The sequence below is a fragment of the Sphingomonas sanguinis NBRC 13937 genome (genome assembly GCF_001591005.1).
Lineage (GTDB): Bacteria > Pseudomonadota > Alphaproteobacteria > Sphingomonadales > Sphingomonadaceae > Sphingomonas > Sphingomonas sanguinis.
In genome coordinates this window covers 32,550-55,561 of sequence record NZ_BCTY01000010.1, presented here as the reverse complement: position 1 = coordinate 55,561, position 23,012 = coordinate 32,550, and the positions used below count along the sequence as shown (strand labels likewise).

Genomic DNA, 23,012 nt, shown 5'->3' with positions numbered 1-23,012 from the left:
AGGGGTAGAGGCTCAGGCGAGGGTCAGGCCGACATCGACATTGCCACGAGTCGCATTGGAGTAGGGGCAGACCTGATGTGCGGCGTGCATCAGGCGCTCACCGTCCGCGCGCTCGACGCCGGGCAGGCTCGCCACCAGATCGACGGTGATGCCGAAGCCGCCCTCTTCACGTGGGCCGAAGCCGACCTCGGCGGTGACGGTAGCGTCCGGCGGCACCTTCACGCCTTCCTTACCCGACACGGCCTTCATCGCGCCCAGGAAACAGGCCGAATAGCCGGCGGCGAACAGCTTTTCGGGGTTCGCCCCCTCACCGCCCGGACCGCCCATTTCCTTCGGCACGACCAGCTTGACGTCGACCGAGCCGTCCTCCGACCGCGCCGCGCCGTCGCGCCCGCCGGTGGCCGTTGCCTTGGTCTTGTAGATCACGTTCACGCCCATATCGGTGCTCCCAATCATGAATCGGTTCGCGGGGCTTAGCGCATCAGGGGCGCTCGCGTTCCATACGTCCTATCGGGCGGTGGCGCGGATCGCATCGGCGGACCAGCCACCGCCCATCGCCTGGTACAGGGTGATATAGGCGGTCAGCTGATTGGCCTGCGCCTCGGCCAGCGCCAGTTCGGCGGTCAGCAATCCGCGCTGCGCATCCAGCTGTTCCAGATAGGAGGAATAGCCTGCCCGGTAGCGGTTGGAGGCGATGCGCAACCCATCCGCCTGCGCGGCACGCTGCCCGGCCAGCGCCACCGCCTGCTCGCCCGAGCGACGGACCGAGGCGAGGCTGTCGTCCACCTCGCGGAAGGCGGTCAGCGCGGTCTTGCGATAGGCATAGGCGGCCTGGTCGCGCCGTGCCGCACTGGCATCGGCCTGCGCGCGCAGGCGCCCGGCGTCGAAGATCGGCGCGAGTACGCTGCCACCGATCGAAAACAGGGTGATCGGATTGTTGAGCGCATTGGAAAAGGCGACGCCCGCCGATCCGGTCAGCCCCAGGCTGGGCAGCATCGCCGCGCGCGAACTGTCGAGCGAGCGGTCGGCGGCGACCAGCGCTTGCTCCGCCTGGAACAGGTCGGGGCGGCGGCGCAGCAGGTCGGCGGGCAGGCCGTCGGGGATGGCGGGGCGGATCAGCCGGTCGATCGCCAGCCCGCGCGAAATCGGGCCGGGCGTGCCGCCGACAAGGACGCTCAGTGCATTTTCCTGGCGCGTGACGGCCAGCCGGGCGGCGGCGACCAGTTGCTCGGTCGCGTGATATTCGCCTTGCGCCTGTCGCAGTTCGAGGTTGGAGGTATAGCCCGTCTCCGCCCGCCGCCGGGCAATGCGCAGCGCGTCGGCGCGCGCGGCCAGCGTCTCCTCGGCGATGTGCAGCCGGTGGTCGAGCGCCCGCAGGGTCACATAGCCGCTTGCCACGCCGGCGGCGATCGCCAACCGGACGGTGTCGCGCGCCGCCTCGGTCGCCAGCAATTGGGCTCGGGCGGCGGCGCGGGCGTTGCGTAGGCGGCCGAAGAGATCGAAATCATAGCTGGCCTGGACCAGCGGCTGCGCGCCCAGCTGGTCGAGTCCAGTGCCGAAGGCGGAGACGCTGCGCCCCTCGCTGACCGGCAGGCCCGCCGTGACATTGGGCGAGAGTTGCGCGCGGGCGAGTCGTTCCTGCGCGCGCGCCTCTTCCACCCGGGCAGCGGCGCTGCCCAGATCGGGGCTATTCTCCAGCGCGCGGGCAACCAGTGCGGTCAGCTGCGGATCGCCAAACGCCTGCCACCAGTCGGCCGCGATCGGACTGCCGGGACCGAGCGCGGTGCGCCAGGCGGGTGGCGGCACGACGGCGGTATCGGCGGGGGGCGCCGGGCGCGGGCCGATACATCCCGCGAGCAGCAGCGCGGTGGCGAGGGGAAGGGCGAGGCGCGTCATCGCACCACCGGTCCGCCGGAGGTGTCGACGCTGGCCTGCACCGACATGCCGGGACGCAGCCGCTGGCTGAGCGGCTGGCCCGGATCGACGCGGATACGCACCGCGATACGCTGCGGCACCTTGGTGAAGTTGCCGGTGGCGTTGTCCGACTTCAGCACCGCGAATTCGGACCCGGCGGCGGGCGAGATCCGCTCGACATGGCCCTTCAGTCGCGCATTGCTCAGGCCGTCGACGGTGAAGCTGGCGGGCTGGCCCACCGCCATGCGCGCGGTCTGCGCCTCCTTGAAATTGGCGATGACCCAGGTCTCGGGCGGCACCAGGAACATCAGCTGTGACCCGGCCGTCACATACTGGCCCAGCCGCACACCGACCTCAGACAGGCGGCCGTTTTCGGGGGCGCGGACGACCGTGTTGGCGAGGTCGATCTGCGCCAGTCGCTGGGCCGCCTCCGCACCCGATACGCCCGCCTTCTGCCCGCCGCGCCCGACCTCGACGGTGCGGATATCCTGCCGGGCGATCTCGCGCGCGGCCTGGGCCTGGCGGAGCGCGGCCTGGGCCTGGCGCAGCGAGGCGAGCGTCTGGTCGCGTTCGCGCAAACTGACCGATCCATCGGTCACCAAGTCGTTGACGCGCGCCATGTCGGCCCGCGCGCGCATCAGCTGTGCCTCGGCATTGGCGACGGCGGCATCCTGCGCGGCGAGGCTGGCGGTGCGCGCCGCCTGGGTCTGGCGGCTGTTGGCCAAAGTCGCCGCTTGGGCATCGACCTGCGCAGTCGCCTGGTCCACGCGCTGGCGATAGATGCGGTCGTCGATCTTCACCAGCGGTTGCCCGGCGCGCACCGTCTCGAAATCCTTGACCAGCACGGCCGTCACATAACCGCTGACCTGCGGCGCGATCACGGTGGTGCGGCCGCGGACATAGGCATTGTCCGTCGACTGCACATCGCTGGAAAAGGGGGGCAGCCGCCAGGCCGCCAGCACCGCCGCGATGCCCCCGATGACCAGCAGAACGATCAGCGCGCGTGACCGCCAGCCGCCCGACGGTGGTCGCCAGCTGGCAGTGGGAGCGGGGGGCGGCACCGGCGCGGGGGCGGGCGGCGGCACGCCCGCTTCGGCGGCGGCTTCCTCGGTCATCGGGGTGGGGGAGACGGGCGAACGGGTATCGGTCATGCTTTAGCCTCCGCCGCACGGGCGCGGCGCGCGCGCCGCCAGGTCAGCAGCGCAAGGAACAGAGTGACGGCGGCCGCCAGCGCGGCGACCAGCCGGAAGACATCGTTATAGGCGCGAATATTGGCCTCGCGCGTGGCCGCCTGCGACAGGAGCGCGGCGCCCTCGGCACGGGCGAGCGTTGGGTCGCCGACCACGCCCGACACGCGCGATCCGCCCGCAGCGATCCGCTGCGTCACCTGCGGGTCGGTAGGATCTATATTCTGGACGATGGCGGCGCTGTGCGCCTTTTCGCGGATCGTCTGATAGGTGCCGAGCAGCGCGGTGCCGCCCAGGCCGCCCACCGAATTGAGCATCCCGAACAGCGCGATGAAGCTGATGACATGCCCCGCCCCCTGTTGCAGCGCGCGGGTCATGCCGAACAGCAGCGACGGGCCGAGGAAGAAGGTCGTCGAAAAGGCGATCAGCGCCTGGGTGGCGTACAGTTCGGGCGCACGGGTCAGGTTGGTCGAGAAGCTGTCGGCATAGGCGGCGACCGCGACCAGCGCGATGGCGAACATGACCGGATGGGTCAGCCGGTTCACGTCCAGCGTCACCGCGCTCATGACGACGCCCGCGATCGAGGCGATGAAGGCGATGGCGAATAGCGTGCCGAACTGGTCGTTATTCTGGCCCAGCGTGGTCAACAGCCCGACCGCGCCGAAATTCTGCTCCGAAAACACGATCCTCGCCATGATCGTGACGATAGCGAATCGGACGATGTCCATCGAGCCCAGCCAGCGCGTGTTGAGCAGCGGATTGGTGCGATGATGCTCGATCCAGAGCGCAGCGGCGAGCAGGGGGATGGCGATGGCGAGCGCCCAGCCGATCCACGCGGCCTGCGTCCACCAGACCAGCCGCCCCTGGCCCAGGACCGCGCAAAACAGCCCGATGGCGGGGGCATAGAGCGCGAACGTCAGGAAATCGAGCGGCTCGAACGCCTTGACCTTCTGCGTCGGCGGCAGGCGCAGCGCAATGATCGAGGCCAGGCTGATCGCCGCCAGCCCGAACTCGAACATATAGAGCGTGCGCCAATGCGACATGGCGAGCAGTTCGGGCGAGAACAGCCGGGCCAGCGGTGTGGCGCATTGCGGCACGCCGATGCCCAGCACGATCGCCTTCAACCGCCAGCGCGCGGGCAGCGCCTGCATCATGTAATAGAGGCCCAGCGACGACAGGGCCGCCGCCGCCATGCCGCTGGCGGCGCGTACCGCGATCGCAGTGGAGAAGTCGCGCACGAACAGATGGGCGAAGGCGAGGATCGTATAGAGGCCGGAGAAGAGCAGTGCGAAGGGCCGCAGACCGAATTGCTGGCGGAACTTGATCAGCAACAGGTTGATCGACGCGTTGGTCATCACATAGGCGATGGGCAGCCAGGCGATCTCGGTCGGGTCCAGCCCCAGCGCGCCCTGCAACTGCACCGTATTGACCTGGACCAGCGCATTGCCGAGGCCACCGGTCAGCCCGATCAGCACGGCGATGACGCCATAAGCCAGCCGTCGCCGATTGGGATGATCGAAATTGCCCGGCGATCCGGGAATGGTCGGCCGTTCATGGGGAGCGAAGGACCATTCCTCCTCGCTCCAGAATTGCCGAAACCGCGATGCCATCCCCGTCCTTTCATGCCCCAGCGCCCAACGCACAACCCACCGACTCGGATGCGTCGGGCAAAAGGATGGCCAAGGAACTGGACAGGCCGTGTTTTTATACTGTCCCATCGGTGCGCTACAGGTCTGATGGGGCCAATCGAGGGATATGGGCGAACGCCTTAAAGGGCTGTTGACCCAGTCTGACTAAACATAGATTAGTGTTGGTGGTGAGCGTTGGGGAATGTGGTGTTGCGACAGAAGGAAACGGAACCTGTCTATCGCGAACTCGTAGACGCTCTGGCCGACAATGTCGTGCCCATGGTCATCCTGTCCGGCATGATGGCTGCGACCGGCCTGTATATCTGGCTGGTCGTGCCCAATGTCCTGGCGATCGTCACCAACGTGCTTTGCGTGGCGGTGAGCCTCGTGAAGATCGGCATGATCCTCCATCATCAACGCCACCGCGCCGCCTACTGCGCTGCGCCGCTGGAGATGCTGCAGCGGTGCGAGTGGCTTCACGCCGTCACGACGATCGCGGTATGCGTGTCGATCAGCCTGTTTTCGATCGCGATCTATATGCTGCCTGAGACGGCGCTTCACCTGCTGCCGGTCGCCATCGCCTTTGGCTATAGCGCGGGACTGATCGCTCGGCTGTCGGTTCGGCCCTGGATTGCCAGTACCGGCATCCTGTGCCTGGTGCTGCCCAATGCGCTCGCCACGGCGCTGCTCGGCCCGCGTCACGTCTTCGTCGCCCTATTCCTAGCCGTCTTCGCGATCGCCGGGCTTCAGAGCGTCGCCTTCGTTCATGCTACGGCCCGTCGAGCAGTCGCGCTTCGCCTGGAGTTGGAAAGTCTGGCACGGCGCGATCCGTTGACTGGCCTGTTCAATCGGCTGGGCCTGCGGGAGGCCTTTGAGGCGCTGGCCGCCGACAGCGGGCAGACGGTTGTCGTCCACGCCTTCGACCTGGACGGTTTCAAGGAGGTGAATGACCGGTTCGGTCACAGCGCAGGCGACCGCGTGCTGGCGGTGCTGGCCTCACGTATCCAGGCGAGCGTACACGACGACATCATCGTCGCGCGGACCGGTGGCGATGAGTTCGTCATGGTGCAACGCGGGGACGAAGCGGCCGGAAGGGCGCTGGCCCATCGCATCCACAAGCAACTGACCCGTCCCTGCGACCTGGGGCCTGACCAGACGATCTCGGTCGGCCTCAGTCTCGGCTATGCGATCGGGCTGTTGCCCGAGGCGAAGTTCGAGACGCTGATCCATCAGGCCGATGAACGCTCCTATGCCGTCAAGCGCGCGGGGGGCGGCGTTCGCGGACCGGACGCAACGCCGCCCCGGCCGGACATCGTAGCCCCGCCCGCCCAACGGTTCAGCCGTCGAGCATAGCCCGGATACGCGCGGCCAGGTCGGCAAAGTCGAAGGGTTTGGTGATCAGCGCGACGCCTGCGTCCAGCCGTCCGCCATGGACGATCACGTCGCGGGCATAGCCGGTGGTGAACAGGACCTTGAGCTCCGGGTGCAGCGAACGCGCGGCGGAGGCGAGGTCGGCGCCGGTCATCCCGCCCGGCAGCACCACGTCGGAAAACAGCAGTGCGATTCGGCTCGCCTCGGGCGCGTCGAGCAAGGCCAGCGCCGAGGCACCGTCCTCCGCCTCCAGCACGTCATAGCCCAGTTCGCGTAAAGCCTCGGTCGAATAGGCGCGGACATCGGCGTCATCCTCGACCACCAGGATCGTCTCCGACCCGTGGGTCGGACGCTGGATGGGCGAGGCGGCCTCCGCCGGGGCGGTGGCGGTGCCCTGGAAACGCGGCAGGAACAGGGTGACGCAGGTGCCCTCGCCCGGCGTGGATTCGATCTGCACCTGGCCGCCCGACTGTTTGGCGAAACCATAGACCATCGACAGGCCCAGCCCCGTTCCCTTGCCGACCTCCTTGGTCGTGAAGAACGGCTCGAACACGCGGCCCAGCGTCGCACGGTCCATGCCGGTGCCGGTATCGCTGACATGGATGGCGACATAATCGCCCGGATCGGTGGGATAGGGCACCGGCCCCGCCGCCATCGTCGCCAGTCCGTCGAGCGTGGCGTTGCGCATCGTGATCGACAGGGTGCCGCCATGCGGCATCGCGTCGCGCGCATTGACCGCCAGGTTCAGGATCGCGCTTTCCAGCTGGTTGGGATCGGCCTCGACCGCCCAGAGGTCGGGGGCGGCGTCGACCGTCAGGCTGACCTGCTCGCCCAGCGTGCGGGTCAGCAGGTCGGACAGCCCCTCGACCAGGCGTGGCGTATCGACCGATTGCGGCGCCAGCGGCTGGCGCCGGGAGAAGGCGAGCAGCCGCTGGGTCAGCGTCGCGGCGCGCTTGGCCCCGGTCATCGCGTTGGTCGCGACCCGCCTGGCGCGCGGATTGTCGCCCTCCGGCAGGAAGCGGTCGAGCATCTCCAGATTGCCGACCACGACCTGCAGCAGGTTGTTGAAGTCGTGCGCGATGCCGCCGGTCAGCTGGCCGACCGCCTCCATCTTCTGGCTCTGGCGCAATTGCGCCTCCATGTCGTGCAGCCGTTCCTGCTGCGCCAGCCGGTCCGAGACGTCGGTCGCGAACTGATAGGCGCCGATCGGTGTCCCCTCGGTCGAGACCAGCGGGCTGAAGCTCAGCTCGTAATGCCGCCGCTCGCCAGCCAGATCGTCCAGCGCCTGGATGACCGCGAACTCCTCGCCCGCCAGCGCGCGCGTCCAATAGTCACGCATCACCGACAGGATTTCGGGCCGCCCGGCCATCGCGTCGCTCTTATGCTGGCCGATCTGCGGGCGAGTGCCGAACAACCGCTCGAAATCCTCGGCTGCCGCGCGGTTGATCGCCAGATAGCGATGGTCGAAGCCCAGCACCTGGACCAGCGTACCGGTCGAATCGATGATGTCGGCGAACAGCTTGCGCTCGGCCAGCGCCTCCATGACGCGGCGTTCCAGCACGGCATTGACGTCGCGCAGCGTCGCTTCGGCGCGGCGGCGCTCGTCGATGTCGATGACCGACCCGACCATACCCAGATAGGTTTCGTCATCGTCGAAGCGCGGCATCGCCGTGACCATCATCCAGCGATAGCCACCCTCGGCCTGGGCCAGGCGAAACTCGATCTGGAACGAGTCGACCTGCGCGATCGCGGTGCGGAAGGCGTTCTCGACCGGCTGGCGATCGTCGGGATGGAGCATCTTCACCCAGCCGAAGGCCAGGCCGTCCTCCACGGCTTGGCCGGTCTGCACCTGCCACGCGCGGTTCATATAGGTGCAATGTCCCTGCGGATCGGTGACCCACATGATCATCGGCGCATAGTCGGCGACGTTGCGGAAGCGGGCTTCGCTCTCGCGCGCGGCGGACAGGGCGCTCTCGCGCTCCTGCCGGTCGCGCATCCGGGCGCTGCTGTCGATCACGGTCGCCATGATGCCCGCGGGATGGCCGTTCTCGTCGGCGATCGGGGTATAGTCCAGGTCCAGCCAGTGCTGCTGCGCCGCCCCCCTCTGGCCCAGCATCATCGCCTGGTCGCGAAAGGCAAGCGTGCGCCCGCTCAACCCTTCGGCCAACACCTGCGTGTTGAAGGCCGCCGCCTCCGGCCAGCAGGGCACCAGCGGGCTGCCCAGCATTGCCGGATGCCGATCGCCCGAAAAGGCGGCATAACCGGCATTGTAGATCAGGATGCCCTCCGGCCCCCAGATCGTCGCCATGGGAATCGAGGACGCCAGCATGATCGCGATCGCGGTCAGGCGACTTTGTGGCCAGCCGGACATGGGGCCGAGCGGCGTCGATGACCAGTCGAATCCCGCGATCAACCGTCCCATCTCGCCACTTCGTGCCAGAACAGCGGCGAAGCCGGGCGGGATGTCGGCAGAGTCGTGGGCAGTCGCGATCATGCTCGGTTCGTTTCCCCCTCCGAAACCTGGCCTCCGCTCGCTGTAGCGTTGCTTGGCCCGGAGGAACAGAGGGTGTTCACCGTATCTTGCTCTGTATGGATGAAAATTTTCGTTCGTCTGTATCTTGTCTTGATCGTGATGGGCAGGGATTGTGAAGATGGGTCGTCAACGCAACGACATTTTGCACCGCTACACTCCTTGCGGCGCGGCCGGTCCGCGAAGCACTTTGTCACGGAGCCGATAGGCAGGTGCCATGTTGGACTGCTAAGGATGTTGGAAAGACAGGAGAGAGACAGACATGAGCGCCCATGTTCACCCCGTTCCCGACTGGGCCGATACAGCGTCCATGGATGCGCAAGGCTATGCCCGCGCCTATGCAGCGGCCAAGAGCGACCCGGACGGCTATTGGCGCGAACAGGCCGGGCGTCTGGACTGGATCACGCCCTTCACCAGCGTGAAGGACACCAGTTTCGACGAGGCGGATTTCCGCATCAACTGGTTCGCCGACGGCCAGCTGAACGTCGCCGCCAACTGCATCGACCGCCATCTGGAAACCCGCGCCGATCAGGTCGCGATCCTTTGGGAAGGCGACACGCCCGGCACCGACCGCCGCATCACCTATCGCGAGCTGCACGAGCAGGTCTGTCGCCTCGCCAATGTGCTCAAGGGCCTGGGCGTCGCCAAGGGTGACCGCGTCACCATCTATCTGCCGATGATCCCCGAGGCGGCGTTTGCGATGCTGGCCTGTGCGCGGATCGGCGCGATCCATTCGATCGTATTCGGAGGCTTTTCCCCCGAAAGCCTCGCCAACCGGATCGTCGATTGCGATTCGCGCATCGTCATCACGGCGGACGGCGGCTGTCGCGGGGGCAAGGCGGTGCCGCTGAAGGCCAATGTCGATGCCGCGCTGGACCATGACGGCGTGGTGGTCGATCATGTCGTCGTCGTCCGCCACAGCGGCGCGGATGTGACCATGAAGGACGGTCGCGACCAATGGTATGGCGATCTGGTCGCCGCCGCCGCCACCGACTGCGCGCCCGTGGCCGTCGGCGCGGAGGACCCGCTGTTCATCCTCTATACCAGCGGCTCGACCGGCAAGCCCAAGGGGGTTTTGCACACCAGCGGCGGTTATCTGCTCTGGGCGGCCTATACCCACCAGCATGTGTTCGATTACCGCGAGGGCGAGATCTTCTGGTGTGCCGCCGATGTGGGCTGGGTCACGGGACACAGCTATGTCGTCTATGGCGCGCTGGCGAACGGCGCGACGACCCTGATGTATGAGGGCGTGCCCAACTACCCCGATTTCAGCCGTTTCTGGCAGATCGTCGACAAGTATCAGGTGTCGACCTTCTACGCCGCGCCGACCGCGCTGCGCGCGCTGATGCGCGAGGGCGACGAGTGGGTGAAGAAGACCGACCGTTCCAGCTTGCGCGTGCTGGGTTCGGTCGGCGAGCCGATAAACCCGGAAGCCTGGGAATGGTATTATCATGTGGTGGGCGAGGGGCGCTGCCCGATCGTCGACACCTGGTGGCAGACCGAGACCGGCGGGCACATGATCGCGCCGATCCCAGGTGCCGTCGCGCTGAAGCCCGGCTCCGCCACGCTGCCGCTGCCCGGCGTACTGCCGCAGATCGTCGATGCCGAGGGCCAGGTGCTGGACGGCGCGGTCGAGGGCAATCTGGTCATTGCCGACAGCTGGCCGGGGCAGATGCGCACCGTCTGGGGCGATCACGACCGCTTCTTCCAGACCTATTTCACCACCTATAAGGGCAAATACTTCACCGGCGATGGCTGTCGCCGCGACGAGGACGGCTATTACTGGATCACCGGCCGCGTCGACGACGTCATCAACGTCTCCGGCCACCGCATGGGCACGGCGGAAGTCGAGTCTGCGCTGGTCGCCCACGCCAAGGTCGCCGAGGCCGCCGTCGTGGGCATGCCGCACGACGTGAAGGGGCAGGGCATCTACGCCTTCGTCACGCTGAATGCCGGTGTCGAGGAAGACGAAGCCTTGCGCGCCGAGCTGGTCCAGTGGGTCCGCCGCGAGATCGGGCCGATCGCGACGCCCGATGCCCTACAATTCGCGCCCGGCCTGCCCAAGACCCGCTCGGGCAAGATCATGCGCCGCATCCTGCGCAAGATCGCCGAGAACCAGGTCGACGCGCTGGGCGACACCTCGACACTGGCCGATCCGGCGGTGGTCGACCATCTGGTCGCCAACCGGATCGAGCCGGGCAAGAAGGCGGCGTGATCGGGAAGGGGGCCGCCGGGATGGCGGCCCTTCTTTTACTTAGGGGTAGACCCGAACCGATCAGGGTGCCTTGCGCACCGGCGGCAGCGCCGCGCAGATATCCACACCCCCCGCCGGTACGGTGAAGAAGTCGTTCTTCCGATTCTCCCGCGCCTTGATCCAGGCGGCGAAGCGCGGCGAGACCGTCTCGCGATACTGGTAATGCGGGCGCTCGGCGGCGGGAATGTCGCTGGCCAGCCGTGCCGACACGATGGGCAGGCGCTGACCCTCGTCCTTATAGAAGCCCAGGTCGCCCGTCCCGCGCGGCAGGGTCGACAGCGCGTCCATGCCGTCGACGATCCGACCGACGACCGCAACATTGCGGTCCAGCGCGCGCGGCGAATGGCCGATCAGCGTATAGAGCTCGGCCCCCGTCCCCGTGCTCGGCGCCAGATCACGCGCGACCCCGACCATGCCATAGCAATGCGGAATCCACTCGCTCGTCGCATTGCCCGCCAGCGGCCAGCCGTCGCGGCTATAGCCGTCCCAGCTCGAATAGGGATCGGGCTTGCTCAGCCGCGCCACCGCACTATTGCCGGGCTGGTCATATTCGGCGGGGGGATTGGCGACGATGGCGGTCGGCAGCGGCTTCTTCTCGGTCGCGTCGCCCCATTGCGCGACGTAATTCTCCTGCACCCGGTACACGCTGGTGCCTGCGTCCCACCAGTGCGTCCGCGCCAGCTTGCGGATATTGGCGACATGGACCGGCGCCTGCGTCGGGGCGAGCCGCATCGTCACCGTCCGTCCATTCGACAGGGTGAAGACCAGGATCTCGTCGTCCGGCACTGCGATCCAGTCGCCGGGCAGCGGATCGCCGGGTTGGGCTGCGGGGGCTGGGGCGGGCGAAGCCTGCGCAAGAAGCGCGGCGAGCAGAAGCGCGATCGTCATGGGGCGAAAGACTGCCCCAGTCCCCCCGCCCCACGCAATCGCTTGCGCGGAACGTGGAAGCGCATTAGGGGCGCGTGTTCCAGGCATGAACTCATGCGGAGCGGTGGCCGAGTGGTCGAAGGCGCTCGCCTGGAAAGTGAGTATACGGCAAAACCGTATCGAGGGTTCGAATCCCTCCCGCTCCGCCAGGTCTCGTTGATTTTACTAGATAAAATCTAAAACAATGATCTTGTGCCCACATTCATGCCCACTTTTGATTTGGTTTTGCCCGGCCGAACGCGAACGCTGGCGAAGCCTTCGCGGGGCAGTTCCGAGGGTGGCTTGGTGACCGTACGACCGTTTCGTTAATGCTCAGACGATCATTGCTCGTCCGGGCAAGACCCGCTCGCATCAAAATCGTCATTTGCGTCGAGAGCGTAAAGCAACCGAATGATGGTTGATCGCCCAACGGATACGATACGAGCGTCCGTTTCGTTTAGTATTTGCGCTAGCTCAATTCGTTTCCGTTCTGCGATAGGGAATGACGAAAATCTCGATTGCTAGCAGCACGCGTCACGTGTCGAAATATCGCATAGGTCAGCACAATCTGCGAAGGGTAGCTCGATCCCACGACTGCTGCGAAATACGAGAATGAGCCAGTCCGCTGCGGACGAACATCGCCAGATAGATATGCCACAAGGCGATCCCGCCGCTCAGAAACAAGGCGATCAGGACCATGATGCACAAGGCCGCTGCTAGGTCGGACACGATCATCAGCATCCGGCTGCTGTAGCGATCGGCGAGCGTTCCCCCGACCGGCCCCAGCAGCGCCTGGGGCAGCAGCGCCACCAGCCCGGCGGTCGCTAGCGCACCCAGGTCGCCGGTCGTGTCGGTGATCCACCAGATCAGCACGAACTGCGTCATCGCCGAGCCGATCAGCGACAGCGACTGTCCGGCAAAGATCGACCAGAAGCGCCACTGCCAGCCGGGACCGGGGTCCACGCCCGCTGAGCCATGCTCCATCGGAACGGCCGGCTCACAGCATCCGGGGCAGGACGTCGGCAGCCTGGCCGCGATCGAGGAAACGATGCTTGAGAACACCCATGACGTGCAGCACGACCAGCCCCAGCAACGTGTAGGCCAGTGTCTTGTGCGCGAGAGCGAACAGCGCGAAGGCGCGGTCGTTCTTGGGCAGCAACTCGGGCAGGTCGGTGACGAAGAACGGGACCCCGTCGCTCTGGGTAAACGAGCTGGACATGGCATAGCCCATCAACGGCACGACGATTGCCAGCACCAGCATCGCATATTGAACAATGCTCGACAGCATGACCTCCCACCGAGCCAGCCCGGCGGGATGATGGGGCAGGGCGGAACGGCTGCGTACGATCAGCGCGAGGGAGCCGATCAGGAAGGCCAGCACACCGAATTCCTTGTGGACGGGATACATCCATTCGAACTTGGCGGCGGTGCTGTCGGGCAGCGACGTCATCGTCCAGCCCAGCGCGATCAGCCCGAGGATCAGCGGGCCTCGCGTCCAGTGGAGCAGCCGCATCGGCAGGGTATAGCGGTCATAGCGGTTCATCGCGGCGTTCCTTCGGCTTCGGTATCGCCGCCGAGCGCGCGGTAGAGCGCGGCGGCGGCGGTCAGTTGGTCGCGTCGGACGATTAAGGCGGTTTGGCGCGCGGCATAGGTTGCGCGCTGGGCGTCAAGCAGTTCCATGCGGCTGGTCTGCCCGGCGCGATAGGCGAGGTCGGTCAGCTTGGCGCGACGTTCGGCCTGGGTGACGACGGCGCGCTGCTCGGTCATCTGCCGTCCATAGGTCGCCTGCGCCGCAAGCCCGTCGGCGACTTCGCGGAAACCCGTCTGGATCGCCTTTTCATAGGTCGCGACGGCCGTCGAGTTGCGCAGCCGGGCGAGGTCGAGATTGCCGCGCAACTCACCGCCGCGAAAGATCGGCAGGCTGATCGCGGGCGAATAGGACCAGGACCGGTTCGCCCCTTGGAACAGGCTGTCGAGCGCCAGACTGGCGAAGCCGAAGGCGGCGGTCAGCGAGACGCGGGGGAAGAAGGCCGCGCGGGCCGCGCCGATATCGGCATTGGCCGCGCGCAGTTCCTGCTCGGCCTGCGCGATGTCGGGGCGGCGGACTAGCAGGTCCGAGGGCGTTCCCGCCGCCAGCGCGGTGCGGATCGGCTGCTCCATCAGCGGGGTGGGGGGCAGCAGATCGCTCGGCAGGGAAGCACCGACCGCCAGCGTCAGCGCGTTGGTCGCCTGTGCCAGCTCTCGCTCGCGCTGCGCCAGATCGGCCTGGGCCTGCCGGACCAGTCCCTCGGCCTGCGCCAGGTCGGGGCCGCTCGCCTGGCCTGCTTGCCTGCGCAGACGGGTGATGTCGAGCGACGCGCGCCAGTCGGCCAGCGTGGAGTGGGTCAATGCCAGTTGCTCGTCCGCCAGCCGTTCGTTCCAATAGGCGTCGGCGACCGCGCCGATCACAGCAAGCCGCACCGCGCGCCGGGCCTCTACCGTGGCGAGCCAGCGGTGGAAGGCCGCTTCGTTCATCGCGCGCAGGCGGCCGAACAGATCAATCTCGAAACTGGTCAGCGCGGCTTGCGCCGAAAATTGGCCGAATTTGAACCCGGTCGGCGCATTGCCCGACCCGCCGCTTCCGGGTGTCAGGCCGACACCCGCCCCTGCAACCCCGGCGGGCTGGCGCTGGCGGGTATAGCTACCGTCCACGTTGATACCCGGCAACGATTGGGCGCGCTGCACCCGTATCTGTGCCCGCGCGGCGTCGGCATTCAGCGCGGCGATGCGTAGGTCGCGATTGGCGTCGAGCGACAGCGCGATCAGGCTTTGCAGTCGAGGGTCGCCGAACATGCCTCGCCATTCGGGCAGCACTTCGGGTCCGCTTGCGATCGGATAGGCCTTAGCGACCGGCGGCGTCGGCAGGGTCAGCCGGGGGATCATCGAACAGGCGGTGGTCGCCAGCAACAAGGTGAGGGGCAGGTATCGCATCGTCATGCCTCCTTGGTACGGCGCGCGCGCCAGCGTTCGGCCAGGCCCACGACTACCACGAAGAAGGTCGGCACGAAGATCAGCGCCAGCATGGTGCCGGTGATCATGCCCCCGAACACGCCGGTCCCGATCGCATGCTGCGTCTCCGCACTTGCGCCGCCCGCCAGCATCAGCGGCACGACGCCCAGGGTGAAGGCCAGGCTGGTCATCACGATCGGGCGCAGGCGCACCCGCGCAGCGGCGATGGCGGCGTCGATCAGGCTGCTTCCCGCCTCGCGATATTGCTTGGCGAATTCGACGATCAGGATCGCGTTCTTGGCGCTGAGGCCGATGATGGTGATGAGCCCGACCTTGAAGAAGATGTCGTTCGACATGCCGCGCAGCATCACCGCCGACACCGCGCCGATCAGGCCCAGCGGCACGACCAGCATCACCGCCATCGGGATCGACCAGCTTTCATAGAGCGCGGCCAGTACCAGGAACACGACCAGCATCGACAGCGCGAGCAGCATCGGGGCCTGAGCGCCTGCCTCGCGCTCCTGCCGCGACTGACCGGTCCATTCGATGCCGAAACCGGGCGGCAGTTCGGCGGCCAGCCGTTCCATCTCGCGCATCGCATCGCCGCTGGAAACACCGGGTGCGGCGTTGCCGGTGATGCTGACCGATGGATAGCCGTTATAGGTCGACAGCTGGAGTGGGCTGTTGCTCCATACAGGTGTGACCAGTTCGGCCAGCGCCACCGTGTCTCCGACTGCGTTCTTCACACGCAGCTTCATCACGTCGTCCAAGTTCATACGGTGGGCTGCATCCGCTTGCACGATCACCTGCTGCAACCGCCCCTTATTGGGGAAGTCGTTGACATAGCTGCTGCCCAGCGCGGTGCCGATCATGTCGCTGATCGCGGTGAACGGCACGCCCAGTGCGCGGGCCTTGGCGCGGTCGATGTCCAGCCGAACGCTGGTCCCGGAGGGCAGCCCCTCGGCATAGACACCGGTCAGCTTGGCGCTGCGCTGCGCATAGGCGACCAGCATGTCGCGCGCGGTGAACAGCGCATGGCGTCCCTTGCCCGCCCGGTCCTCCAGCCGCAACGCGAAGCCCGACGAGTTGCCGAGTTCGTCGATCGCGGGGGGCATGACGTTCATCACCAGTCCCTCATGCACGTCCCTGGCCATCGCGGCGTCGGCGGCGGCCACTTCCCTCGCGACGTTCGTACCGCCGCGGTCCTTCCAGTCCTTCAGCATCGTATAGACCATCGCCGCATTGGGGCCGGAGCCGGAGAAGCCGAAGCCCAGGATCGATTCGGTGGTCTCGACACCGGGTCGGGTCGCCATATGCTTTTCGAGCGCCTTGACGGCGGCCAGCGTGCGCGCGGCGGTGGCGTCGGCGGGCAGTTGGAAGCTGGTCATGAAATAGCCCTGATCCTCCTCCGGCATGAAGGACGACGGCAGGTTGACGAAGGCGATGGCCAGCATCCCGACGATCGCGACAAAGACCAGCATCATCCGCCCGCTCGCCTTGAGGAACGTTGCGACCCAGCCCTGATAGCCGTGTGTCGCCCGGTCGAACTGGCGATCGAACCAGGTGAAAAAGCGGTTTTTGGGTCGCTCTGCATCCAACGGCTTCAGCAGCGTCGCGCACAGGGCCGGGGTGAGGGTAAGGGCGAGGAAGGCGGAGAACAGGATGGACACGGCCATCGCCATCGAAAACTGGCGATAGATGGTACCGACCGACCCGGCCGCCAGCGCCATGGGAATGAACACCGCCGACAGGACCAGCGTGATGCCGATGATGGCGGGCGTGATCTCCCTCATCGCCTTGCGCGTGGCGTCGGCGGGTGAGAGCTTTTCGTCATGCATCAGCCGCTCGACATTCTCGACGACGACAATAGCGTCGTCGACGATGATGCCGATCGCCAGCACCATGCCGAACATGGTCAGCACGTTGATCGAATAGCCCGTCGCCAGCATGACCGCGATCGTGCCGAGCAGCGCGATCGGTGCGACGATGGCAGGGATCAACGTGTAGCGGACCTTCTGCAGGAACAGGTACATGACCAGGAAGACGAGGATCATCGCCTCGGCCAGCGTGTGCAGCACCTTCTCGATCGAGATGCGGACGAAGGGCGCGGTGTCGAACGGCGCCGACCATGTCATGCCCGGTGGCAGCGAATGGGCAAGCTCGGTCATGCGCGCGCGCACGGCCTTTGACGCGGCGACCGCATTGGCCCCTGGCGTTAGCTGGATGCCGACCGAAGCGGCGAACTTCCCATTCTCGCGCGTGTCGTTGCCGAAGCTCTGCCGCCCCAGCTCGATCCGGGCGACCTTATCGAGCGTGACGCTCGACCCGTCGGTATTGGCCTTCAGGATGATCCCGGCGAAGTCCTCCGGCGTCTTGAGCTGGCCTTCAGCGGTCAGCGGGACCAGCACGCGCTGGCCGTTCGCGGTCGGCTCGGCGCCGAGCGATCCGGGTGCGATCTGGACATTCTGCTCGGCGATCGCCGCCGTCACGTCGGTGGCGGTCAGGCCATATCCTGCCAGCTTGGCCGGATCGATCCAGATGCGCATGGCGCGCTCGGCCGAGAAGTTCTGGACGCGCCCGACGCCGGGGATGCGCTTCAATTCGTCGACGATGTTGCGAGACATGTAATCGGACAGCTCGACCTCGTCCTGCCGCCCGTCGGACAACAGGCTGACGATCATCAGAAAGCCCGACGAGGCGGACTCCACCGTCACACCGGTCTGGCGCACCACCTGCGGCAGGCGCGGCTCGATCGTCTTCAGCCGGTTCTGCACGTCGACCTGCGCCATTTCGGGATCGGTGCCGGGGCGGAAGGTGGCGGTGATCGTCGCCGAACCCGAGGTGTCGGCCGAACTCTCGAAATAGAGCAGGTTCTTTACGCTCGACAGCTCGCGCTGCACCAGCGAGACGACGCTGTCGTTCAGGGTCTGCGGCGTGGCACCAGGATAGCTGGCGAAGATGCTGACGGTCGGTGGCGCGACGCTGGGGAAGCGGGCGACCGGCATTTGCGGGATGGCGATGACGCCCAGCAGGACAATCGCGATGGCGATCACCCAGGCGAAGATCGGGCGGTTGATGAAGAATTGCGCCATGGCTCAGCCCGCCGCGCCGCCGCGCCAGGGGCGCTGTTTGACCGGGGTGCCGGGCTGGACTCGGTCCTGCCCCTCGACGATCACGGTTTCGCCCGCGCGCAGCCCCGACGGGATGACATAGCGGCTACCGACCAGCGGGCCGAGCGTGACGCGGCGGAGATGCACTCGGTCCTGCCCGTCGACCACGCTGACCTGCGGCGTGCCGTCGCCCGCGCGGGTCACGGCCTGTTGCGGTACGGTCAGCGCGGCGGGCATGGTGGCGCGGGGCAGGCGGGCGCGGACGAACATGCCGGGCAACAGCCGCTCACCGGGATTGGGCACCTCCACCCGGACCAGCGCATCGCCGGTCCCCGGATCGACGGCGATCCCCGAAAACAGGATGCGCCCCTGTACCGGATGGCTCTGCCCGGAGGCGGTAAGGATCTCGACCGGCCAGGCCGCCGCACCCTGCGCGCGCAATTCGGCATAGCGTTCGGCGGGCTGCCGGACATCGACATAGACCCGGTCGATCTGCTGGATGGTCGCCAGCGGCGTGGCGTCCGCCGCCGTCACCAGCGCCCCCTCGGTGACATTGGCCGATCCGATTCGCCCGGCGATCGGTGCGGTGACGCGCGAAAAGTCCAGGTCGATCCGGCGGCGGCGGAGGGTGGCGCGCGCTTCCGCCAGTTCGGCACCGGCTTGCTCGCGCGCGGCGACCGCGTCGTCATAGCTTTGGCGGCTGATCGCGTCGGCCGCCACGAGGGGCTTGAGCCGGTCGGCCTGGGCACGGGCGCGGGCATAGGCGGCGCTGGCCTTTTGCACGGTCGCCTGCGCGGTGTCGGCCTCGGCGCGATAGGGGGCGGGGCTGATCTGGAACAGTATCTGCCCGGGGCGCACCGCCGCGCCCTGCTCGAACAGGCGGCGCTGGATGATGCCGCCGACCTGCGGGCGGATTTCGGCGGTGCGGAACGCCACGACCCGGCCCGGCAGCTCGTCGGCGGCGGTGACCTGGGTGGGGGCGACACGCATGGTCAGCACCGTGACCGGGTCCGCCGGGGCCACGGGGGCTTCGGCGGAACAGCCGCTGAGCAAGGCCGCCATCGCCAGCATGATCGGCAGGGCGGGGAGCGTGCGGCAAGCGAGAGATCGACTCATCATGTCGCCGCCTATCCGCGCGGGTCGTTGCGCTCGCGTCGAGATTGTGTGGAGGCTTTGTGGAGGCGGGCTGGTGGCGGGCGGTGTGCCGCTGATAGGAACAGGGCCATGCTCATTGGACCCGCCGCATGACCCCGCTCGTCCTGATCGCCGAGGACGATCGCGATATCGCCGAGATCATCCGCGCCTATCTGGAGCGTGAGGGATTTCGGACCGTCCATGCCGGTGACGGGCGCACCGCGCTCGACCTGCATCTCGCGTTGAAGCCCGATATCCTGCTGCTCGACATCTCGATGCCGCTGGTCGATGGCTGGGGCGTGCTGTCCGAGGTGCGGCGGCGGGGCAATATGCCGGTGGTCGTGACCACCGCGCTGGACCAGGATATCGACAAGCTCCAGGCGCTGCGCATCGGGGCGGACGATTATGTCGTCAAGCCGTTCAACCCGGTTGAGGTGGTCGCGCGGGTCAAGGCGGTGTTGCGCCGGTCTGGCGGGGAGGGGGCGAACGGCGTGCTGCGGGTCGGCCCGGTCGAGATCGACACGACCGCGCATATGGTCCGCGCCGAACGCGGCGAAGTGTCGCTGACCCTGACCGAGTTCCGCTTGCTGGCCCATATGGCCCGCACGCCGAGCCGGGTGTTCAGCCGTAGCGAGCTGCTCGACGCCTGCCTGCCCGGATCGGACGCGCTCGACCGCACGGTCGACAGCCATGTCAGCAAGCTGCGCCGCAAGCTCGATCAGGCAGGCGTACCCGATATGCCCGAGGGCGTGCGGGGCGTCGGATACCGGCTGTGGTCGCGGGGATGAAGAACCGGAACAGCCTGACCCGGCAATTGTCGATCGCTATGGCAACGCTGGCCTTCGTCGCCGTCGCGGTCAGCACGGCCGCCTTCTACATCGTCTATGCAGTGCTGGAGCGGCTGCGTATCGTCGCGCCGCTGCCGCCGGGGGTGGCGGACACGACCGGGCTGGATGTCGGTATCACCCTAGCGTCGTGCGTGATCGGGGTGGCTCTGGCACTGGCGGTCGCGGTGCGGCTGGCGCGGCGGATCGTGCAGCCCCTAGGGGCGGTGGGTGAGGCGGCGCGCCGGATCGCTGAGGGAGACCTAACCACCCGGATCGCGCCGGTACGCGTCGCGCATGGCGAGGCCGCGCTGCTGATCGCCGATTTCAACGCCATGGCCGACCGGTTGCAACGCATGTCCGACGATGTAAAGCTGTGGAACGCCCAGATTGCGCATGAATTGCGTACGCCTTTGACCATCCTGCGCGGGCGACTTCAGGGGGCAATGGACGGTGTGTTTCCCCTCGACGACGAACTGGTGGTCGGTCTGACGAAGCAGGTCGAGGGGCTGACCCGATTGGTCGAGGATTTGCGCGGCGTCAGTCTGGCTGAGAGCGGGCGATTGGAGCTGGAGATTGGGGACGTCGATCTGGCTGCCGAGCTGGAGGATATGCGACCGATCCTGTCATCCATGCTGTCGCCAGTGGGTTTCGAACTGGAGATGACGTTGGAGACCGGAGTCGTTCGGGCCGACGCAGCACGAATTCGACAGGCTGTGATCGCGCTCGTCGATAACGCGCGTCGCCATGCGTCGCCTTGTACTTTGCGGCTCGCGGTTGGATTCACGAGGAGTGAGGCGGTCATCACCGTTGCGGACAAGGGGCCAGGGTTGCCACCGGAGTTCGAGAGAAGCGCTTTCCACCAATTTGTACGCGGCACAAAGAGCTCTGGTGGATCGGGACTGGGCCTTTCCGTCGTTCAGGCTATCGCCCGTGCACATGGCGGAGATGCCATCTATCAAAGAACCAACGACCGATCTCTATTTCGTATTCTGTTGCCGGTGCCGAAAGGCTGACAGGGACTGATCGTGATGCAGTCAGCGCTGGGAAGGCGCTTGCACTGCACATCTCGGTCTGGAGCCAAACCCGAATGAACGTCTGAAGTTGGGAAGCGACGAAGATGGCGCGAATGACCGTAATTGGGTCCCCTCAGACCTCAGTGCGTTCCGCCAGCTTCAAAGCGTCCTCAACGTCAACGCCCAAGTAGCGCACTGTGCTGTCGATCTTGGCATGGTCGAGAAGAATCTGAACGGCGCGGAGGTTGCCGGTCGCCTTGTAAATGATCGATGCTTTCGTGCGCCGAAGCGAGTGTGTACCATAATCTTGAGCCGGAAGGCCGATGCTGACCACCCACTCATGCACGAGGCGGGCATACTGCCGGGTGCTCATGTGGGCCATGTAGTCGTTTCGGCTCGGAAAGACGAAGTCTCGTTCAGTGTCCCGCCACGACGCTCCAGCCATGCCAGCATCGTCTTGCGTGCCGTGTCCATCAGTTCGAACTGGACTGGCCGTCTGGTCTTCTGCTGAACCACGACGGCGCGGTCACGGACGCGCCCGCCAGAAACTATATCTCCGATCCGCACCCTGATCACGTCGCAGCCGCGCAGCTTACTGTCGATGGCGAAGTCGAACAGCGCTCGGTCGCGCAGCCGTCTATGCTGGTCGAGCCAGACGCGAATAGCCCAGACCTGTTGCTGTTTCAGGGCGCGCTTCGCACCGATCAGCCGGCCCTCATTCCAAGGCCGAAGCTCGTGAAAGGCAGGGTCCATCGACGAATGACCCATTGATCATCTCCATCGGGCCAAATTGCCAAACGAGCTTACGCAGGCGCGGTAAACCGAGAGTTCGGAAACGCGGTTGATTGGCCGGTGGTAATGCTGAACGAGCGGCCGGTTTCGGGCACCGTCTAGGAATTCTATGAACAACCGGGATGGGGTCGTCTGCCTCGCCACGGCGCGGGGAACAAAGCAACTAGGCAGTTTCCCCGCGCAACGGTTCAGACGGTTCGCACCGTGCCGCCGTCGATGATGAACTCGGCACCGTGTATCGCCGCCGCGCGATCCGATGCGAGATAGGCGATCAGATCGGCAACTTCGTGAGGCTCGGCAGCTCGCCCGATCGGAATGCCGCCCAGGCCGTCGAGCACCTGCTGCCGCGCCCCCTCGATCGTGCCGCCAGTCGCGCTGCGGAGGCGCTCAAGGAACTCGCCTGCCGCCTCGGTCATGATCCAGCCGGGGGAGACGGCATTGACCCGCACGCCCTTGGGGCCAAGCTCCTTTGACAGAGACTTGCTATAGGTCCTGAGCGCTGCCTTGGCGGCGGCATAGGCGGTCGTCGATTCCGGCAACGGCAGGATCGACTGGATCGACGTGACGTGCACGATGGCGCCGCTCCCGCGGTCGATCATTTGCGGGACGAGCAATCGGTCGAGCCGGACGGCGGCCATCAGGTTTAGATTCAGTTCTGCCAGCCAGTGCGCGTCGGTGAGCGCCGCGAACCCACCGCCTGGAGAGGCCGATCCGCCCACGACATGCGCAAGGATGTCGATTCCGCCCATGCGGTCGAGCGCAGCGTCGGCAAGCGCTTCGGCGCCCTCTGGGGTGGTAAGGTCCGCTACGACGAAAATCGTATCGGCTCTCGGCTTCGCTTCCTCGCGGGCAGCGGTAATAACCTGGGCTCCCCCGGTCAGGAAGCGATCAACGGTCGCCCGGCCCAAGCCCTTCGTGCCGCCGCTGACGAGCACCCGCTTGCCGGCGAACTCTGTCGCGACGGTCACAGTGTGATCTCCAGCATCTTGATGGCATCGTCCCGAAGCACGAAGCTGTAGGTGAAGCGAAGGGGGCTCCCGGGAAAGTCGCCGTGCGCGGGGCCCTCGACGACCACCTTGCCGTCTTCGTGGCGAACCGTGTCCGGCTTGAAGATCGCCTTCACTGGAACGACTTCCTGCTCAAATAGGGTGCGCAGATCGGACGTGCCCTCGAATCGCTTCCCGATGCCAACGTCGTGGACAACGGCGTCGGGGGCAAAGGGCCGCATCATGCCGTCCACGTCCAGGCGGGCGTTCGCCGCGACATAATCGGCGATGGGTTTTGGAAGTTCGATCGTCATTGCTCGGCTCCTTGACGGGACGGGATCAATCTAGCGATATGATTGCTGGTGATAATCG

Annotated in this window: 17 protein-coding genes, 1 tRNA gene and 1 pseudogene; 5 read left to right on the top strand and 14 right to left on the bottom strand. The window is 66.5% G+C overall.

The features are described from left to right. Window positions 1-12 precede the first annotated feature (12 nt). The 4 genes from SSA01S_RS06960 to SSA01S_RS06945 form a co-directional block, all read right to left on the bottom strand. Window positions 13-438: an organic hydroperoxide resistance protein gene (locus SSA01S_RS06960; RefSeq protein WP_058733551.1), complete on the bottom strand. Its 426-nt coding sequence runs from the start codon at window positions 436-438 to the stop codon at window positions 13-15. 69 nt (window positions 439-507) lie between these two features. Beyond that, entirely contained in the window at window positions 508-1,896 is a 1,389-nt protein-coding gene (locus SSA01S_RS06955) for an efflux transporter outer membrane subunit (protein ID WP_061779791.1), read from the bottom strand. Next, window positions 1,893-3,065 (bottom strand): HlyD family secretion protein, encoded by a 1,173-nt coding sequence (locus SSA01S_RS06950; protein WP_061779790.1) that lies wholly within the window; start codon window positions 3,063-3,065, stop codon window positions 1,893-1,895. Before SSA01S_RS06950 ends, SSA01S_RS06955 begins: the two co-directional genes overlap by 4 nt. Next, the gene (locus tag SSA01S_RS06945) at window positions 3,062-4,711 is read right to left on the bottom strand and encodes an MFS transporter (RefSeq protein ID WP_061779789.1); all 1,650 of its coding nucleotides are present in this window, start codon (window positions 4,709-4,711) and stop codon (window positions 3,062-3,064) included. Before SSA01S_RS06945 ends, SSA01S_RS06950 begins: the two co-directional genes overlap by 4 nt. Before the next feature lie 228 nt (window positions 4,712-4,939). On the opposite strand from SSA01S_RS06945, the gene SSA01S_RS06940 reads away from it, so the two are divergent. Next, complete coding sequence (locus tag SSA01S_RS06940) at window positions 4,940-6,082, top strand: GGDEF domain-containing protein (protein ID WP_156477697.1); 1,143 nt, start codon at window positions 4,940-4,942, stop codon at window positions 6,080-6,082. On the opposite strand, the gene SSA01S_RS06935 is transcribed toward SSA01S_RS06940, so the two are convergent. After that, window positions 6,066-8,594: a PAS domain-containing hybrid sensor histidine kinase/response regulator family protein gene (locus tag SSA01S_RS06935; protein ID WP_061779787.1), complete on the bottom strand. Its 2,529-nt coding sequence runs from the start codon at window positions 8,592-8,594 to the stop codon at window positions 6,066-6,068. The genes SSA01S_RS06940 and SSA01S_RS06935 overlap by 17 nt on opposite strands. 298 nt (window positions 8,595-8,892) lie before the next feature. Here SSA01S_RS06935 and acs point away from each other — a divergent pair, with 298 nt between their 5' ends. Continuing rightward, window positions 8,893-10,845: an acetate--CoA ligase gene (gene acs / locus SSA01S_RS06930; RefSeq protein WP_061779786.1), complete on the top strand. Its 1,953-nt coding sequence runs from the start codon at window positions 8,893-8,895 to the stop codon at window positions 10,843-10,845. A 60-nt stretch (window positions 10,846-10,905) separates the two neighbouring features. Here the strand turns inward: acs and SSA01S_RS06925 are convergent, their stop codons facing one another. After that, window positions 10,906-11,772: a peptidylprolyl isomerase gene (locus tag SSA01S_RS06925; RefSeq protein ID WP_061779785.1), complete on the bottom strand. Its 867-nt coding sequence runs from the start codon at window positions 11,770-11,772 to the stop codon at window positions 10,906-10,908. 97 nt (window positions 11,773-11,869) lie between these two features. Here SSA01S_RS06925 and SSA01S_RS06920 point away from each other — a divergent pair. Continuing rightward, window positions 11,870-11,960, top strand: a tRNA-Ser gene (locus tag SSA01S_RS06920). A gap of 388 nt (window positions 11,961-12,348) precedes the next feature. Here the strand turns inward: SSA01S_RS06920 and SSA01S_RS06915 are convergent. Genes SSA01S_RS06915 through SSA01S_RS06895 form a run of 5 tightly spaced genes read right to left on the bottom strand, consistent with a single transcriptional unit; the run spans window position 12,349 to window position 19,007 of the window. Beyond that, window positions 12,349-12,753 carry an MFS transporter gene (locus SSA01S_RS06915; RefSeq protein ID WP_206378957.1) on the bottom strand — a complete coding sequence of 135 codons (405 nt, stop codon included), beginning with the start codon at window positions 12,751-12,753 and terminating at the stop codon, window positions 12,349-12,351. A 34-nt stretch (window positions 12,754-12,787) separates the two neighbouring features. After that, entirely contained in the window at window positions 12,788-13,333 is a 546-nt protein-coding gene (locus SSA01S_RS06910) for a cytochrome b (protein ID WP_061779783.1), read from the bottom strand. Further along, the gene (locus tag SSA01S_RS06905; protein ID WP_061779782.1) at window positions 13,330-14,760 is read right to left on the bottom strand and encodes an efflux transporter outer membrane subunit; all 1,431 of its coding nucleotides are present in this window, start codon (window positions 14,758-14,760) and stop codon (window positions 13,330-13,332) included. Before SSA01S_RS06905 ends, SSA01S_RS06910 begins: the two co-directional genes overlap by 4 nt. 2 nt (window positions 14,761-14,762) lie before the next feature. After that, complete coding sequence (locus SSA01S_RS06900) at window positions 14,763-17,870, bottom strand: multidrug efflux RND transporter permease subunit (RefSeq protein WP_061779781.1); 3,108 nt, start codon at window positions 17,868-17,870, stop codon at window positions 14,763-14,765. 3 nt (window positions 17,871-17,873) lie between these two features. Continuing rightward, window positions 17,874-19,007: an efflux RND transporter periplasmic adaptor subunit gene (locus tag SSA01S_RS06895; RefSeq protein ID WP_082794971.1), complete on the bottom strand. Its 1,134-nt coding sequence runs from the start codon at window positions 19,005-19,007 to the stop codon at window positions 17,874-17,876. Window positions 19,008-19,132: 125 nt separating this feature from the next. Here SSA01S_RS06895 and SSA01S_RS06890 point away from each other — a divergent pair, with 125 nt between their 5' ends. Then, a complete protein-coding gene (locus SSA01S_RS06890; RefSeq protein WP_061779779.1) occupies window positions 19,133-19,810 on the top strand; it encodes a response regulator in 678 nt (225 codons plus the stop codon). Beyond that, the gene (locus tag SSA01S_RS06885; protein WP_061779817.1) at window positions 19,807-20,862 is read left to right on the top strand and encodes an ATP-binding protein; all 1,056 of its coding nucleotides are present in this window, start codon (window positions 19,807-19,809) and stop codon (window positions 20,860-20,862) included. Before SSA01S_RS06890 ends, SSA01S_RS06885 begins: the two co-directional genes overlap by 4 nt. 133 nt (window positions 20,863-20,995) lie before the next feature. Here SSA01S_RS06885 and SSA01S_RS06880 read toward each other — a convergent pair. The 3 genes and pseudogenes from SSA01S_RS06880 to SSA01S_RS06870 all read right to left on the bottom strand — a co-directional run bounded on the left by SSA01S_RS06880 (window position 20,996) and on the right by SSA01S_RS06870 (window position 22,954). After that, window positions 20,996-21,630 (bottom strand): annotated as a pseudogene (locus tag SSA01S_RS06880) (tyrosine-type recombinase/integrase). A 212-nt stretch (window positions 21,631-21,842) separates the two neighbouring features. Beyond that, window positions 21,843-22,622 (bottom strand): SDR family oxidoreductase, encoded by a 780-nt coding sequence (locus tag SSA01S_RS06875; RefSeq protein WP_061779778.1) that lies wholly within the window; start codon window positions 22,620-22,622, stop codon window positions 21,843-21,845. Next, the gene (locus SSA01S_RS06870) at window positions 22,619-22,954 is read right to left on the bottom strand and encodes a nuclear transport factor 2 family protein (protein ID WP_061779777.1); all 336 of its coding nucleotides are present in this window, start codon (window positions 22,952-22,954) and stop codon (window positions 22,619-22,621) included. The genes SSA01S_RS06875 and SSA01S_RS06870 overlap by 4 nt, the downstream gene beginning before the upstream one ends. Window positions 22,955-23,012: the final 58 nt, after the last annotated feature.